Consider the following 17,493-nt stretch of genomic DNA (forward strand, 5'->3'; position numbering starts at 1 on the left):
GACGACGAGGAGGAGGTGCCCGACGAGCCCTACACCATCCCCTTCGGCGAGGCCAACCTGACCCGCGAGGGCGAGGACGCGACCATCGTCGCCTTCGGCCGCATGGTGAAGTTCGCCAACGAAGCGGCCGACGTGCTGGAGAAGGACGGCATCTCCTGCACCGTGATCGACCCGCGCACCACCTCGCCGCTCGACGAGGACTCGATCCTCGAATCGGTCGAGGAGACCGGGCGGCTGGTCGTGGTCGACGAGGCCAACCCGCGCTGCAGCCTGGCGACCGACATCTCGGCGCTGGTCTGCCAGAACGTCTTCGGGGCGCTCAAGGCGCCGGTCAAGATGGTGACCCCGCCGCACACGCCCGTGCCCTTCGCGCCGGAGCTGGAGGACCTCTACATCCCGACGCCGGCGAAGATCGAAACCGAGGTCCGCTCGGTCATGGGCAACGGCGCATGAGCGAGGAGATCCAGGCGATCACCATGCCCAAGTGGGGCTTGGCCATGGAAGAGGGCAAGGTGGTCGCCTGGGAGTCCGGCGAGGGCGAGGCGGTCGAGGCGGGCCAGGAGATCCTGGAGATCGAGACCACCAAGATCACCAACGTCTTCGAGAGCCCGGCCGGCGGCCTGCTGCGCCGCTGCATCGTACAGGAGGGCGACACGGTCCCGGTCGGCGCCCTCCTGGGCGTGGTCGCGCCGGAGTCGGTGTCCGAAGCCGAGATCGACGCCTTCATCGAGCGCTTCCAGGCCGAGTTCGCGGTCGCCGCCGAGGCGGCCGCGGAAGCGGCGCCGGAACCGGAGATCGTCGCGGCCGCTGGTTATCAGATCAACTACCTGGCGACCGGCGAAGCCGAGGGACCGCCCATCGTCCTGATCCACGGCTTCGGCGGCGACCTCAACAACTGGCTCTTCACCCAGCCCGTCCTGTCGGAGACCCACCGGGTCTACGCGCTCGACCTGCCGGGACACGGCCGGTCCAGCAAGGACCTGGGCGAGCCGGACATGGCGGGTCTGGCCGATGCGCTCGGCGCCTTCCTCGATGCCCAGGGAATCGAGGCCGCCCACCTCGTCGGCCACTCCATGGGCGGGGCGCTCGGCCTCGCCTTCGCGCTCGACCGGCCGGAGCGGGTCGCCTCCCTCACCCTGATCGCGCCGGGCGGCCTGGGGCCGGAGATCAACATGGACTACATCGGCGGCTTCATCGAGGCCGGTCGGCGCAAGGAGATGAAGGCCGTGCTCGAGCTCCTGGTCGCCGACCCCATGCTGATCAGCCGCGACATGGTCAACGACGTGCTCAAGTACAAGCGACTCGACGGCGTCGAGCGGGCGCTGAGGTCGCTCGCCCAGGCGCTCTTCCCCGGGGGCAGGCAGCAGGAAGGGCTGGCCGGCCGGCTCGCCGGGCTCTCGGTCCCGGCCCAGGCGATCTGGGGCCGCGCGGACAAGGTCGTGCCGCCCGAGCACGCCGAGGCGCTGCCGGCGAGCGTCGAGGTCCATGTTCTCGGCGACGTCGGCCACATGCCCCACATGGAAGCCGCCGCCGAGGTCAACCGCCTGATCGGCGCGATAGCGGGCTGAGTCTGCCGATCGGGTTGCGCCCGCCAGGAGGAGCAGTCCTTCGACGCCGAGACGAGCCACGGCAGGGAGCGCATATCGATTTTCGTCGCGGAGTAGAATTGGGCGCTGCGCCGAAGCGGATCCCGTTTGCTCGCTACATTGATCGGGATCAAAGCAGCCACTGACCGCGGGCCTATGATGCTCGTGCAGATCCAGGCGGCCGGATCATTGTTTCACGAGTCGCTTTTTTTGAATTGAGGACCGCCAGGATCTCCTTTGGTTTCGACGGGGGCAGCTGCGCCGTGGGGGCACGAACGGCGCTCGGAGAAACTAGGAAGGCGTCATGCAAATCTTCAAGACAGCAAGGGGGGCCGCGGTCGTCGCGCTCCTCGGAGCCGGTTTCACCTTTTCCCTGACAACGAATGCCTGGGCCTCGGCTTCCGAGCCGCGGGTCCACAAGGGCGCCGAGGCCAGCGCGCCCGCGATGCCGGATGTTTTCGACGGCGACCTGCGCGATCTGCCGAGAGCGAAGGCCTGGAAACCGGGCGATCCTGTTCGCGAAGTCCCCAAACGCGTGTACCCGCGGCCGCCGCTCGATCAGTCAGCGCCGGGTCCCGCCTTGCCGGACGCCGACCTGCTTCCGGAGCCGCCGGAGCAGGTCCCGCTGGACGCGGAGTCCCGTGTCTTCACGACACCGGAACAGAACTTCGAGGGGATCGCCTTCACCGGCGTCGTGCCGCCGGATACGGTCGGCGACGTCGGGCCCAATCACTTCATCCAGATGGTCAACAGCGCCAGCGGCAGCGATGTCGCGATCTACGACAAGAGCGGTGGGCTGCTGGCCGGTCCCTTCGCGCTCGATACCCTCGTTACGGGCGGCAACTGCGCCGACGGTCTGGGCGACCCGATCGTGCTCTACGACCGGCTCGCCGACCGCTGGCTGCTGAGCGAGTTCTCCGGTTCCGCCAACGCGCTCTGCGTCTACATTTCGCAGACGCCGGATCCGGTGACCACCGGCTGGTACCGCTACGAGTTCCCGACGCCCGGCTTCCCCGATTATCCCAAGTATGGTGTCTGGCCCGACGCCTACTACGTCTCGACCAACGAGGCGAGCCCGGCGGTCTATGCGCTCGACCGGAACGCCATGCTGGCCGGCCTGCCGGCCGCCGTGCAGCGCTTTTCCGCGCCGGACTTGGCGGGCTTCGGCTTCCAGGCGCTGATCCCCGGCGATCTCGACGGGGCGACGCCGCCGCCGGCGAACGCGCCGGCCTACTTCATGCGCCACCGCGACGACGAGGCGCACAACGTCAGCCCCAATCCGACCACGGACTTCCTGGAGGTCTGGGAGTTCGACGTCGATTTCACCACGCCGGCGAACTCGACCTTCACGGGACCGCTGAACATAGCGGTATCGGAATTCGATTCCGATCTCTGCGGGCTCAACCAGTTCTTCTGCTTTCCGCAGCCGGGCACCACGGTCACGCTCGATCCCGTGCAGCAAACCATCATGTGGCGGCTGCAGTATCGCAACTTCGGGACCCACGAGACCCTAGTGGGGAACCTCACGACCGACGTGGACGGCTCCGACCGCGGCGGGATCCGCTGGTTCGAGCTGCGCAAGGATGGTTCCTCGCCCTGGGGCCTCTACCAGGAAGGCACCCATTCGCCGGACAGCACGAACCGCTGGCTGGGCAGCATCGCCATGGACGATCAGGGCAACATCGCCCTGGGTTACAGCGTCTCGAGCTCGACGGTTTTTCCCTCGATGCGCTACACGGGCCGCCAGGCGGGCGATCCGCTCGGCGTGATGACCCAGCCCGAGACGAGCCTGATCGCCGGCACCGGGTCGCAGACCTTTGCCTCGCGCTGGGGCGACTACGGCTCCATGAGCGTGGACCCCACGGACGGCTGCACGTTCTGGCACACCAACGAATACATGCCCGCATCGGGTTTCTGGCAGACCCGTGTCACGTCCTTCAAGTTCGACTCCTGCGGGCAGGCGCCCCAGGTGCTCGTGGCACAGACGGCGATCGACGACGACTTCAAGACGGTGCCGCTTCCCGTCACCTTCGCGGATCCGGTGGTGATCGCCGGTCCGCCGACCTTCCACGGCAAGCAACCGGGCGTCGTGCGCGTACGCCAAGTGTTGGGCAACAGCTTCCAGGCCCGCTTCCAGGAGTGGCCCTATCTCGACGGCGTGCACGCCGAGGAAGACCTGCCCTACCTGGTCATCGAGGCCGGCCGGCACGTCATGCCGGATGGCAGCATCTGGGAGGCCGGCACCTTCCCCCTGGGCGGCACCGGCGTCTTTGAGACACAGTCCTTCACCCAGACCCTCCCGGGCCGGCCGGCGCTCTTTCTGACCGGGCAGACTTTCCGGGGTCTTGCCGCGGTGACCGTGCGGGCGCGCAACGTCACGGCGACCGGTTTCGACGCGGCGCTGTTCGAGCAGGAGAGCCAGATGGGCTCCGGCCACTCGACCGAGGACATCGGCTACCTGGCGGTTTACAGCCCCGCGGGCTCGGGCTCGATCCCGGTGCTTGGCGCCGCGCCCGCGATCGGGACGGGCGGCGGCACGGCGCCCTACCTGCTGCAGTCGCCGACGGTCAACCAGCGCTTCGTACCGGTGCTGAGCTGGGCGCTGAGGGCGGAGGAAGAGAGATCGCAGGATAGCGAGACGGCGCACGCCACGGAGACTCTCGCGGTCCTCGCGCTCGGGGCGCAACTCTTCGCACAGGATGTCTCGACCAACGGCCTGGACACCGCGGCCCTGCGCCGCCTGGCGCCGGAGTTCGTGCCAGCGTTTGTGCCTACCGCCTCGCCAACGGCCCTCTTCGGGACGGACGCCGGTGGCGGCAACCTGCTCGCGGTCGACACGGCGACCGGCGTCAGCACGGTGATTGGTCCGACCGGCGTGAGCAGCCTTCCCTCGCTGGCGGTGAATCCCAAGACCGGGATCATGTACGCCGGCCAGGGCGGCGGTAACCCGAACCTGCACAGGATCGACCCGGCGACGGGCGCCGCCACCCTGGTCGGAGACACCGGACTCGGAATCGCCGCGATCAGCGGCCTCGAGTTCGCATCCGATGGCACCCTGTTCGCCGCCGTGAACATAGCGGGCGCCGGCGGGACCGGCCCGGACCATTTGGCGGTCATCGACGAGACGACGGCGGCCACGACGGTGATCGGCCCCTTCGGGACCTGCACCGGCGTGACGATTCCCACGAGCGGCGGCGGGTCCTGCACGATCGAGGGCATGGCGGGCCTCGCCTTCGATGATTCGGGAACCCTTTGGGGCGCGCGCAGGGCGCGCGGCGCGGGGGCCGACAGCCCCGGCCTCTACACGATCGATCCCTCGACCGGCGCCGCCACCTTCGTGGCCCCGATTGTAGACGCCACCGGGACGCCACCTTCCGGCGGCGTCGTCAGCCTTCGCTTCTTCGCCGGTACGCTGTTCGGCGGCACCGCGCGAGCCCAAGGCACGGCGACCGACGGCGGCCGATTGGTGACCATCGATCCGGCGACCGGCCTCTTCTCCTTCGCCGGCGCGGTCAGCGCCACCGGCGGCATCAGCCTCGGGGCCCTGGCCGCGGGCGGTCAGTCCATGGAATGGGGCACGGTGGACGGCGTGACCGGCGCCTGGACCACGGTGCCGCTCGCCAGGAACTACCTGAATCCGGTGGTCGTGGCCCGGCCGGTTTCGGCCAAGGGCACCGATCCCGGGGTGATCCGGCTCCGCAACGTGACCGCCAACGCCTTCGACCTGCGTTACCAGGAGTGGGACTATCTCGACGGCAACCACACCAGGGAACGCGTGTTCTATATGGTCGCCGATGCCGGCGCCTTCGACCTGGACGGGCTCACGCTGGAGGCGGGCACGCTCGACACGAACCTGGTACTGGGCAGCGGCTCGGAGACGGTCACCTTCGGGGCGACCTTCCCCGACCGTCCGGCCCTCTTCAGCTCGGTCCAGACCAACGATGACGAGGATGCCGTGACCACGCGCTTGGGCCTCGCCTCGGCGCTCGGCTTCTCGATCACCATGCAGGAGGAGCAGGCCGGCGGCGCCCATGGCACCGAAACGCTCGGCTGGATCGCGCTCGAACGGGGCAGCACGACCACCACGGACGGACGCGACGTCGTGGTGAGCGAAAGCACCGTCAGCAACACCCCCTTGCTCATCTCCTTCGGCCAGAGCTTCAACCGGCTCTTTCCGGTGCTCGTCGGCGACATCGCCACGACCCAGGGCAGCGATCCGGTGTTCCTGCGCTACAACAACCTGACGCCCAGCTCGGTCCAGTTCTTCCTCCAGGAGGAGCAGTCCTTCGACGCCGAGACGGGCCACGGCAACGAGCGCATATCGATCTTCGCCGCGGAGTAAGAGACCTAGAGCAGATCCGGGTTTGACTGAATCGCCGGAGGCGATCCGTCAAACCCGGTGAATCTGCTCTAAACCCAGGATGTAGAGCGGGTTCACATGTTTGGTTGGCAACCACGAAGTGGTTCCATCCAAACATGATCCGCTCTAGGTCGAAGGCGGCGCGTGCGGGGCCAAATTTGCAAATCTCCTCTCAAGGAGTCACTCTAGCTCCGGTAAGCAGCAAAAATTAGATCCAATTTTTTCATAGCAAGGCGTTTCATTGCGGTCGGCTCGGAGCGAGTCGGCCGAAAATGGGGGAAGAAAAATGCTAGGCCGAGGTCCGGTGGCCGCCGCACGCGTGTTGGCGGCGTGTGTTCTTTTGTCGGCGCAGTCTGTTCGTTCCGCAGAGTCTGATGTAGGCAGCGAAGAGCGGCTGCCGGCGGGTCTCTATCCGACGCTGGTCATGGCGATCCAGCGCGACGCGCCGGCCGACTACGACGTGGCCGCGCTCGAGGGCCTGGCCCCCACCTACCGGGCCGAGAACGAGGCCCACGGCCTGACGGTTCTGTTCGAGCCTGAGGGCCCAATCGTGGAAACGCGGGGCGGACCGGCCTGGCGGCTGGGCCTGCGGCTGGAGGGCTATGGACGCGGCGCGGACATCCGCCCGGCGCCGCTCACCAACCTCGTGGCCGAGGGCAACCGGGTCGAATACCGCCGGGGCGGCACCGCCGAGGCGCCTCTGCTGAGCGAGTGGTACGTCAACGGAGCGCTCGGCCTGGAGCAGGGCTTCACCCTGGCCGCGCCGCCGCCGGGTGCGGAGCGGGGCGCGGGCGACCTGAGGCTGGTGCTGGGGCTGTCCGGCGGCCTCGAGCCGGCGCTGAACGCGGACGGACGCGACCTGCGCCTCGAGGATGCGGCGGGCGCGATGGTGCTGTCCTACCACGGCCTCTATGCCTATGACGCGACCGGCCGCGCGCTGCCGGCGCGACTGCTCCTGGCAGGGCAGCGCCTGACCATCCACGTGGCCGACAGCGGCGCGGTCTACCCGCTGACCATCGACCCGCTGCTCAGCCGCCAGACCAAACTCACAGCGGGTGACGCGGCGATGGGTGATCAGTTCGGGTATTCCGTCGCGATCAGCGGCGACACCGTGGTGGTGGGGGCGGTTGGCGACGACGACGCGGGCTTCAGTTCCGGCTCGGCCTACGTCTTCCAGCGCAGCGGCGCGGCCTGGAGCGAGCAGGCCAAGCTGACGGCGAGCGACGGCGCGGTGGGCGACTCCTTTGGGCAGTCCGTCGCGATCAGCGGCGACACCGTGGTGGCAGGTGCGCCTCAGGACGATGACACGGGCTCGAACTCCGGCTCAGCCTACGTGTTCCAGCGCAGCGGCACGGCCTGGAGCGAACAAGCCAAGCTGACGGCGGGCGACGCGGCGGCAGGCGATGCGTTCGGGTGGTCCGTCGCGATCAGTGGCGACACCGTTGTGGTGGGGGCATATGTCGACAATGACGCGGGCAGCAATTCCGGCTCGGCCTACGTGTTCCAGCGCAGCGGCACGGCCTGGAGCGAGCAGGCCAAGCTGACCGCGGGCGACGGCGCGGCGAGCGACCTGTTCGGGTGGTCCGTCGCGATCAGCGGCAACACTGCGGTGGTGGGCGCGCGCGGTGACGACGACGCGGGTTCTGCATCCGGCTCGGCCTACGTGTTCCAGCGCAGCGGCACGGCCTGGAGCGAGCAGGCCAAGCTGACGGCGGGCGACGGCGCATCGCTTGACCTGTTCGGAACTTCCGTCGGGATCAGCGGCGACACCGTGGTGGCGGGGGCGCCCCAGGACGATGACACGGGCTCGAACTCCGGCTCGGCCTACGTGTTCCAGCGCAGCGGCACCGCCTGGAGCGAGCAGGCCAAGCTGACGGCGAGCGACGGCGCGGCGGACGACATTTTTGGGGAGTCCGTCGGGATCAGCGGCGACGCCGTGGTGGTGGGGGCGTTTCGCGACGATGACTTGGGCTCGGACTCCGGCTCGGCGTACGTGTTCCGGCGCGTCGGCACGGCCTGGAGCGAGCAGGCCAAGCTGACGGCGGGCGACGGAGCGCAGGGTGACTTTTTCGGGCAGACCGTCGCGATCAGCGGCGACACTGTGGTGGCGGGGGCGTATCAGGACGATGACGCGGGCAACGCGTCCGGCTCGGCCTACCTGTTCGAATTCTTCTTCGTTCTGGATCACGTCGCCGTCGCCGATTCCTGGCAGACGGTGCCGCTTCCGGTCCCCTTCGCCGATCCGGTGGTCATCGCCGGCCCGCCGACCTTCCACGGCCGGCAGCCCGGCGTGGTGCGCCTGCGCCTCGTCGGCACCGACAGCTTCCAGGCCCGCTTCCAGGAGTGGCCCTATCTCGACGGTGTCCACGCCGAGGAAGACCTGCCCTACCTGGTCATGGAGGCCGGCCGGCAGGTCATGCCGGACGGCAGCATCTGGGAGGCCGGAACCTTTCCCTTGGGCGGCACCGGCGTCTTTCATGAGGAGTTCTTCAGCCAGCCTTTCCCGGGGCCGCCGGCCCTCTTCCTGAGCGGCCAGACGGCCCGGGGCGCTGACGCGGTGACCGTGCGGGCGCGCAACGTCACGGCGGCCGGCTTCGAGGCGGCGCTGTTCGAGCAGGAGGACCAGATGGGCTCCGGCCACACGAACGAGGAGGTCGGCTACCTGGCGATCTACAACCCGCAAGGCTCGGGCTCGATCCCACTGCTTGGAGGGACGGTGCCGTACCTGCTGCAATCCCCGACTGTCGACCGGCGGTTCACCCCGGTGCTGAGCTGGGCGTTGAACGCGGAGGAAGAGAAGTCGGAGGATGGCGAGACGGCGCACGCCAGCGAGAGCCTCGCGGTGCTCGCCCTCGGAGGACAGCTCTTCGCCCAGGACGTCTCGACGAACGGCGCGGACCCGGCGGCCCTGCGCCGACTGGCGCCGGAATTCGGCGCGCCCCTGGAGTGGGGCACGGTGGACGGCGTGACCAATGCCTGGACCACCGTGCCGCTCGCCCGGCACTATCTGAATCCGGTCGTCGTGGCCCGGCCGGTCTCGGCCAACGGCGCCGATCCCGGGGTGATCCGGCTCGGCAACGTGACCGGCAACGCCTTCGACCTCAGATACCAGGAGTGGAACTATCTGGACGGCACGCATGCGCCCGAGCGGGTGTTCTACATGGTCGCCGAGGCGGGCAGCCACGACCTCGACGGGCTTCTGGTCGAGGCCGGCACGCTCGTTACGGACAGGCTGCTGGGCGACGGTTTCGAGACGGTCGGGTTCGCGGCAACCTTCGCGGACCGGCCGGCGGTGTTCTCCACGGTCCAGAACGCCCGGGGCTCCGATGCGGTGACGACGCGTCTGGCCGGCGTCACGGCCTTGGGCTTCTCGGTGACCATGCAGGAGGAGCAGGCCACCGGCGATTTCCACATCAGCGAGACGATCGGCTGGATCGCGATCGAACGCGGCGCGACGACGACGACGGACGGACGCGACGTCCTGGTGTTCGACGGCGCGGCGACCGATCAGCCGACCGCCATCCCCTTCGGCCAGGTGTTCAACCGGCGGTTCCCGGTGCTGCTGGGCGACATCGCCTCGACCGCGGGCGGCGACCCCGTGTTCATGCGCTACCAGAACCTGACCCCCAGCTCGGTCCAACTGTTCCTCCAGGAGGAGCAGTCCTTCGACGCCGAGACGGACCACGTCCTCGAAGAGCTGTCGATCTTCGTCGCCGAGTGAGGGGCATGGTCACTGGAGCCGGAATAGGGGCTAGAGTTGCGTGGTGATTCCCAAAGAGTCATTCTCGTTAGGAAAGTTGCCGGTGATTCAAGAAGGGCGTTTTCACAGCGAAGTGTTTCATTGCGGTCGGCTGGGAGCGGGCGACCGGACAGGGGGAAGAAAAAAATGCTTGGTCGAGGTCCGGGGGCCGCCGCACGCGTGCTGGCGGCGTTTTTGTGTTGGGCGGGTCAGCCCGTTCATTCCGCAGCGTCCGAGAGAAGCAGCGAAGAGCGGCTGCCGGCGGATCTCTATCCGGCGCTGATCATGGCGATCCAGCGCGACGCGCCGGCCCATTACGACGCGGCCGCGCTCGATGCCCGGACCCCCGCCTACCGGGCCGAGAACGAGGCCCACGGCCTGACGGTTCTGTTCGAGCCTGAGGGCCCAATCGTGGAAACGCGAGGCGGACCGGCCTGGCGGCTGGGCCTGCGGCTGGAAGGCTATGGACGCGGCGCGGACATCCGGCGGGCGCCGCTCACCAGCCTCGTGGCCGAGGGCAACCGGGTCGAGTACCGCCGCGGCGGCTCGGCCGAGGCGCCGCTGCTGAGCGAATGGTACGTCAACGGCCCGCTCGGCGTGGAGCAGGGTTTCACCCTGGCCGCGCCGCCGCCGGGAGCGGGGCGGGGCGCGGGCGACCTGCGGGTGGTGCTGGAGGTGACCGGCGGTCTCGCGCCGGCGCTGAGCGCGGACGGACGCGACCTGCGCCTCGAGGATGCGGCCGGCACGGCGGTTCTGTCCTACCACGGCCTCTATGCCTATGACGCGACCGGCCGCGCGCTGCCGGCGCGGCTGCACCTCGACGGCCGGCGCCTGGCCATCCAGGTATCCGACCATGACGCTGTCTACCCGCTCACCATCGATCCGCTGCTCAGCCGCGAGACCAAGCTGACGGCGGGCGACGCGGCGGCGAATGACGGGTTCGGGCGGTCCGTCGCGATCAGCGGCAACACCGTGGTGGTGGGGGCGGGTGGCGACGAAGACGCGGGCTTACAGCAGTCCGGCTCGGCCTACGTGTTCCAGCGCAGCGGCACGGCCTGGAGCGAGCAGGCCAAGCTGACGGCGAGCGACGCGGCGGCGGAAGACTTCTTCGGATCCTCCGTCGCGATCAGCGGCGACACCGTGGTCGTGGGGGCGTATCGCGACGATGACGCGGGCAACAGTTCCGGTTCGGCCTACGTCTTCCAGCGCAACGGCACGGCCTGGAGCGAGCAGGCCAAGCTGACGGCGGGCGACGCGGCGGCGGAAGATCTCTTCGGATTCTCCGTCGCGATCAGCGGCGACACCGTGGTCGTGGGGGCGTATCGCGACGATGACGCGGGCATCAGTTCCGGCTCGGCCTATGTGTTTCAGCGCAACGGCACCACTTGGAACGAACAGGCCAAGCTGACGGCGGGCGATGCGGCGGCGGGTGACGAGTTCGGCCGGTCCGTCGCGATCAGCGGCGACACCGTGGTGGCCGGGGCACTTCTCGACGATGACGCGGGCAACAGTTCCGGCTCGGCCTACGTGTTCCAGCGCAACGGCACGGCCTGGAGCGAGCAGGCCAAGCTGACGGCGGGCGACGGGGCAGCCGACGACTGGTTCGGGCGCTCCGTCGCGATCAGCGGCGACACCGCGCTGGTGGGAGCGGTTCTCGACGATGACGCGGGCATCAGTTCCGGCTCGGCCTACGTGTTCGAAGTCATCGGTGTTCTGGATCAAGCCGCCGTCGCCGATTCCTGGCGGACGGTGGCGCTTCCCGTCCTCTTCGCCGATCCGGTGGTCATCGCCGGTCCGCCGACACGGCGCGGCCTGGAGCCCGGCGTGGCGCGCCTGCGCCTCGTCGGCGCCGACAGCTTCGAGGCCCGCTTCCAGGAATGGCCCTATCTCGACGGCTCGCATGCCGAGGAAGACCTGCCCTATCTGGTCATCGAGGCCGGGCGTTATGAACAGCCGGACGGCAGCATCTGGGAGGCCGGCACGTTCCCCCTGGGCGGCACCGGCGTCTTTCAGACCGAGTCCTTCGGTGAGGCCTTCCCGGGACCGCCGGCCCTCTTCCTAAGCGGCCAAACGGCCCGGGGCGGCGACGCCGTGACCGTGCGGGCCCGCAACGTCACGGCCGCCGGCTTCGAGGCGGCGCTGTTCGAGCAGGAGAGCCAGATGGGCTCCGGCCACTCGACCGAGGACATCGGCTACCTGGCGGTCTACAGTCCGCAAGGCTCGGGCTCGATCCCGCTGCATTTCGGTGGTGGGCTGCCCTACCTGCTGCAGTCGCCGACGGTCGACCGGCGCTTCGCCCCGGTGCTGGGGTGGACGCTGAGTGCAGAGGAAGAGAGGTCGGCGGATGGCGAGACCGCGCACGCCGGCGAGAGCCTCGCGGTGCTCGCCCTTGGGGCGCAACTCTTCGCCCAGGACGTCTCGACCAACGACGCGGACCCGGCGGCCCTGCGCCGCCTGGCGCCCGAGTTCAGCGCCCCCCTGGAGTGGGGCACGGTGGACGGCGTGACCGATGCCTGGACCACGGTGCCGCTGGCCCGGCGCTACCTGAATCCCGTGGTCGTGGCCCGGCCGGTCTCGGCCAAGGGCGCCGATCCCGGGGTGATCCGGCTCCGCAACGTGACCGGCGGGTCGTTTCAGCTGCGCTACCAGGAATGGGACTACCTCGGCGGCAAGCACGGCGCCGCTGAGCGGGTGTTCTACATGGTCGCCGAGGCGGGCAGCCACGATCTCGACGGGCTGCTGGTGGAGGCCGGCACGCTCGAAACGGACAGGCTCCTGGGCGACGGCTTCGAGACGGTGGCCTTCGCGGCGAGCTTCGCGGCCCCGCCGGCGGTGTTCACGTCGGTGCAGACCGACGCGGGCGCCGATGCGGTGACCACGCGCCTTGCGGACGCGACGGCCTTGGGCTTCTCGGTGACCATGCAGGAGCAGCAGGCCAACGGCAAAAGCCACGTCAGCGAGACGCTCGGCTGGATCGCGATCGAAAAGGGCGATACGACGACCAGCGACGGGCGCGACGTTCTGGTTTTCGACGGCGCGGCCACCCATCGCTCGACCGCCAACCCCTTCGGTCGGAGCTTCGACCGAATGTTCCCGGTGCTGCTGGGCGACATCGCCACGACATCAGGCAAAGACCCGGTCTTCCTGCGCTACCGAAACCTGACGCCCAGCTCGGTCGAGCTCTTCGTCCAGGAAGAGCGGTCCTTCGACAAGGAGGTGAAACACGTCCTCGAAGAGCTGTCGATCTTCGTCGCCGAGTGAGGGGCATAATCGCTAGAGCCTCTTTGGGGACAAGCGACTCACCCCGGCTAACGGCAAGGGAGACCCGGGAAATAGGGTCTGCCGTTGCGCATCGCCGCCCGACAAGTCATTCTTTTCTTCATAGTAGTCGGTAACTTGAAACAGATCTTTTCATAGCAAGGCGTTTGTTTGCGGTCGGCTCAAGGCGGAGCGACCGAATTTGGGAGAAGAAAAATGCTTGGTCGAGGTCTGGGGACCGCCGCATGCGTGCTGGCGGCGAGCATTCTCTTGTCTGCGCAGTCCCTTCGTTCAGCAGAGTCCGATAGAGGCAGCAAAGGGAAGCTGCCGGCCGGTCTCTACCCGGCGCTGGTGATGGCGATCCAGCGGGACGCGCCGACCCGCTATGACGCGGCCGTGCTCGATGGCCGGGCCCCCTCCTACCGGGCCGAGAACGAGGCCCACGGCCTGACGGTGCTGTTCGAGCCGGATGGCCCGGCGGTACAATCGCAGAGCGGGTCGGATTGGCGGCTGGGCTTGCGGCTGCAGGGCTACGGCCGCGGTGCGGATATCCGGCAGGCGCCACTCACCAGCCTCGTGGCCGAGGGCAACCGGATCGAGTACCGCCGTGGCGGGACGGCTGAGGCGCCGCTGCTGAGCGAATGGTACGTCAACGGCCCGCTCGGCCTGGAGCAGGGCTTCACCCTGGCCGCGCCGCCGCCGGGAACAGACCGGGATGCGGGCGACCTGAGGCTGGTGCTGGGGCTGTCCGGCAACCTCGCGCCGGTGCTGGGCCCGGACGGACGCGACCTGCGTTGGGATGACGCGGCAGGCGCGGTGGTGCTGTCCTACCACGGCCTCTATGCCTACGACGCGACCGGCCGCGCGCTGCCGGCCCGGCTCCACATGGCCGGCCGGCGCCTGGCCATCCACGTGGCCGATGGCGACGCGGTCTACCCGCTGACCATCGACCCGCTGCTCAGCAGCGAGACCAAGCTGACGGCGAGCGATGGCGCGATGAACGACTTTTTCGGGACCTCTGTCGTAATCGGCGGAGACACCGCAATTGTGGGCGCATGGGGCGACGATACTGTAGGCTCGAACTCTGGCGCGGCCTACGTATTCCAGCGCAGCGGCACAAACTGGACCGAGCAGGCCGAGCTCACGGCGAGCGGCGTCGCGGCGGGCGCCGGTCTTGGAATTTCTGTCGCGATCAGCGGCGACACCGTGGTAGCTGGCGCGTTTCAGGACGACGACGCGGGCTCCAACTCCGGCTCGGCCTATGTGTTTCAGCGAAGCGGCACCGCATGGAGCGAGCAGGCCAAGCTGACGGCGAGTGACGGCGCGGCGGGCGACCGTTTTGGGATTTCTGTCGCGATCAGCGGTGACACCGTCGTAGTAGGCGCGCATGAAGACGATGACTCGGGCTCCGAATCCGGCTCGGCTTACGTGTTCCAGCGCAACGGCACGGTCTGGACCGAGCAAGCCAAGCTCTTGGCCAGCGATGGCGCGGTAAACGACGAGTTCGGCTGTACCGTCGCCATTAGCAGCGACACCGTGGTGGTGGGGGCGCAGTTCCACGGTAAATCAGATAGCTTGGTCGGCGCGGCCTATGTGTTCCAACGCAACGGAACGGCTTGGATCGAGAAGGCGAAACTCCTGGCGAGCGACGGGGCAGAAAGCGACATCTTCGGTTCATCCGTCACGATCAGCGGCGACACTATCGTGGTGGGTGCGGCTCGCGGTGATGGCGCTACCACCGACTCCGGCTCTGCCTACATCTTCCAGCGCAGCGGGACGACCTGGACCGAGCAGGCCAAACTTACGGCGAGTGACGGCTCGACGGACGACAGATTCGGGGACTCTGTGGCGATCAGCGACGACACCGTGGCCGTGGGAGCATTTGGCGACGATGATGATGCCGGCAACAGTTCCGGCTCGACCTATGTGTTCCAGCGCAGTGGTCCGGCCTGGATCGAAAAGGCCAAGCTGACAGCGAGTGACGGCCCGGCGGCTGCATTCGGATACTCTGTCGATATCAGCGACGGAATCGTTATTGTGGGAGCATTTGGCGATGATTACGCGGGCTTGAACTCCGGCTCAGCCTATGTCTATGAGCTGTTTGGTGTCCTAGATCGCATTACGGTCGACGAGACTTGGAAGACGACGTCGGTTCAATTGGTGGGGCAGGATCCGGTTGTCATCGCCGGCCCGCCGACTTTTCACGACAGTGAACCCGGTATCTTGCGTCTGCGCGATGTGCGCCACGACAGCTTCGAGGCGAAATTCCAGGAGTGGGCCTACCTCGACGGCGCGCACATGGGAGAAGAGCTTAGTTACACGGTCTGGCCGGCTGGCCGTCATGAGGTGCCGGACGGCAGCCTCTGGGAGGCGGGCACCTTCCCCCTGAGCGGCCTCAGGGCCTGGCAGGCCGAAACTTTCACCGAGCCCTTCCCCGCGCCTCCGGCGCTGTTCCTCACCGTTCAGACCTTCAGGGGCGCCGATCCGGTCACCGTACGGGCGCGCAACGTCACGGCGGGCGGCTTCGAGGCGGCGCTGTTCGAGGAGGAGAACCTGATGCGGAGCGGCCATACGATCGAGCAGGTGGGCTACCTGGCGGTCTACAGCCCGCAAGGCTCGGGCACCATTGGCGGCATCCCCTATAGCCTGCAGTCGCTCTCGGCCGATCATCGCTTCGTCCCGATCCTGAGCGCGACCCTCAAGCTCGAGGAGGAGGTCTCGCAGGACCCGGAGACCGGCCATCTCAGAGAGAAACTCTCCGTGCTGTTCTTGGGCGGGCAGCTGTTCGCGCAGGATGTCAGCGGCATTGGGCCCGACACCGTCGCCCTGCGCCGGCTGGCGCCCGAGTTTGCCGCGCCCATGGAGTGGGGCGTGGTGGACGGGGTCGGCAGAGGCTGGTCGAAGGTGCCGCTGTTCCGACGCTACACCGACCCCATCGTGGTGGCCAAGCCGGTCTCGACCCGCGGCGCCGAGCCCGGGGTGGTGCGCCTGCGCAACGTCGGACCGGAGTCCTTTGAGCTGCGCTACGAGGAGTGGCTCTATCTCGACCAGAGTCACGGCGGGGAGCAGGTCTTCTACCTTGTCGCCGAGGCGGGAGCGCACGACCTGGCGGGCCTGACGGTCGAAGCGGGCCGGCTGGAGACCGACCTTCTGCTGGGCGAGGGCTGGGAGGAGATCAGCTTTTCGAGCGCCTTCACCGACAGCCCGGCCGTTTTCACCTCGGTCATGACCCGTAACGACGGCGACCCCGTGATCACGCGGGTGGCCGACCTGACGTCCCTGGGCTTCCTGCTGGCGATGGACGAGGCGGAGGCTCCGCGCGACGGCCACGGCAGCGAGACCCTGGGCTGGATCGCGATCGAGCATGGCAGCGCGACGACCAGCGACGGCCGTGCGGTCGTGGCCGGCGGCGCAACGGCCGACGACCAACCGGCCGCGACGCCCTTCGGCTTTACGGCGGACCGGCGGTTCCCCGTGGTCGTGGGCGACGTGGTCAGCGTCAACGACAGCGACCCGGTATTCCTGCGCCATCGCAACGTGACGCCCAGCGCGGTCGAGCTGTTCCTCCAGGAGGAGCAGTCGCTGGATCCGGAGACCAGCCACGCTCTCGAGGAGCTGTCGATCTTCGTCGCGGAGTGAGGGTCGAGGGCCTCAGCGGCCCGGCGCCGGCAGTCTCCAGGAAAGCAGCAGGCCCAGGGCCGCCAGCACGGCGAGGGTCATGAAGGCCGGGTCGTAGCGCGTCGTGACGTCGAAGATCCGCCCGGCCAGGATCGGCCCGGCCGCGCCGCCGGTCATGCCGCAGAAGATCACCAGGCCGAAGATCGCGCCGTGCGCCTTGAGGCCGAAGTAGTTGGCGACGTTGGGCGAGGTCACGGTGAAGAAGCCGCCGTGGGCGAAGCCGTAGAGAGCCACCGCGGCGAACAGCGCCCGGGTGTCGGCGATCACCAGGAAGGCGAGCAGGCTCGCGATCAGCGGCAGGAAGCAGAGCATCAGGGTGCGCCGCCCGCCGAAGCGGTCGACCCCCGCCCCGACCGCGAGACGCCCGGCGATGCTGGTGCCCCCCAGCACCGACAGCAGGCCCGCCGCGACCGCCGGGGTCATGCCGAGATCCATGCCGTGCACCACGATGTGCAGCGGGATCGTCGTGAGCGCCGAGAAGAACGAGAACTGGATGGCGCAGAGCATCCACAAGGTGGGCGTGCGCGCGGCTTCGCGAAAATCCATGCCGGCGGATTGGGTTGCGCCGACGGTTTGCGCCCGCGGCGGCGGCGCCTTCATCAGCCAGGCGGCGGCCTGCAGCACCACGACGGCGCCGATGCCCAGGACAACGAGCGCCGTGCGCCAGTCGCTGAGCGCGATCAGCAGGGCGGCGACGGGCGGCACGGCGATCTGGCCCAGGGCGGTGCCGACCTTGACCACCCCGGTCATCATGCCGCGGCGCCGGTCGAACTGCCGCGCAATGGTCGAGAGCGTGACGACGTCGTGCGCGGCCATGCCGGTGCTGATCAAGAGGCCGAAGACGGCGAAGAGGTGCCACGGCTGGGTCACCT

The 17,493-nt window shown here is 68.6% G+C and carries 7 protein-coding genes; 6 read left to right on the forward strand and 1 reads right to left on the reverse strand.

Annotation, left to right across the window (positions count from 1 at the left end; translation table 11 throughout):
- The 6 genes from QNJ67_13745 to QNJ67_13770 form a co-directional block, all read left to right on the forward strand.
- Positions 1–453: transketolase C-terminal domain-containing protein (locus QNJ67_13745; protein MDJ0610034.1), on the forward strand; the 453-nt coding region annotated here is incomplete at its 5' end.
- A complete protein-coding gene (locus QNJ67_13750) occupies positions 450–1,568 on the forward strand; it encodes an acetoin dehydrogenase dihydrolipoyllysine-residue acetyltransferase subunit (protein MDJ0610035.1) in 1,119 nt (372 codons plus the stop codon). The genes QNJ67_13745 and QNJ67_13750, both read left to right, overlap by 4 nt.
- A gap of 322 nt (positions 1,569–1,890) precedes the next feature.
- Complete coding sequence (locus tag QNJ67_13755; protein MDJ0610036.1) at positions 1,891–5,928, forward strand: hypothetical protein; 4,038 nt, start codon at positions 1,891–1,893, stop codon at positions 5,926–5,928.
- Positions 5,929–6,370: 442 nt separating this feature from the next.
- Entirely contained in the window at positions 6,371–9,667 is a 3,297-nt protein-coding gene (locus QNJ67_13760; protein MDJ0610037.1) for an FG-GAP repeat protein, read from the forward strand.
- A gap of 165 nt (positions 9,668–9,832) precedes the next feature.
- The gene (locus QNJ67_13765) at positions 9,833–12,946 is read left to right on the forward strand and encodes an FG-GAP repeat protein (GenBank protein ID MDJ0610038.1); all 3,114 of its coding nucleotides are present in this window, start codon (positions 9,833–9,835) and stop codon (positions 12,944–12,946) included.
- Between the two features lie 213 nt (positions 12,947–13,159).
- Positions 13,160–16,582: an FG-GAP repeat protein gene (locus QNJ67_13770; protein ID MDJ0610039.1), complete on the forward strand. Its 3,423-nt coding sequence runs from the start codon at positions 13,160–13,162 to the stop codon at positions 16,580–16,582.
- Positions 16,583–16,594: 12 nt separating this feature from the next.
- Here QNJ67_13770 and QNJ67_13775 read toward each other — a convergent pair.
- On the reverse strand, positions 16,595–17,493 hold an 899-nt coding region (locus QNJ67_13775; protein MDJ0610040.1), incomplete at its 5' end, for an MFS transporter.

The sequence above is a fragment of the Kiloniellales bacterium genome (genome assembly GCA_030064845.1).
Lineage (GTDB): Bacteria > Pseudomonadota > Alphaproteobacteria > Kiloniellales > JAKSDN01 > JASJEC01.

Excerpts from the sequence above, each read along its gene's own strand:
- QNJ67_13755 (MDJ0610036.1), top strand. The coding sequence starts at position 1,891 with ATGCAAATCTTCAAGACAGCAAGGGGGGCCGCGGTCGTCGCGCTCCTC.
- QNJ67_13760 (MDJ0610037.1), top strand. The coding sequence starts at position 6,371 with ATGGCGATCCAGCGCGACGCGCCGGCCGACTACGACGTGGCCGCGCTC.
- QNJ67_13750 (MDJ0610035.1), top strand. The coding sequence starts at position 450 with ATGAGCGAGGAGATCCAGGCGATCACCATGCCCAAGTGGGGCTTGGCC.
- QNJ67_13770 (MDJ0610039.1), top strand. The coding sequence starts at position 13,160 with ATGCTTGGTCGAGGTCTGGGGACCGCCGCATGCGTGCTGGCGGCGAGC.
- QNJ67_13765 (MDJ0610038.1), top strand. The coding sequence starts at position 9,833 with ATGCTTGGTCGAGGTCCGGGGGCCGCCGCACGCGTGCTGGCGGCGTTT.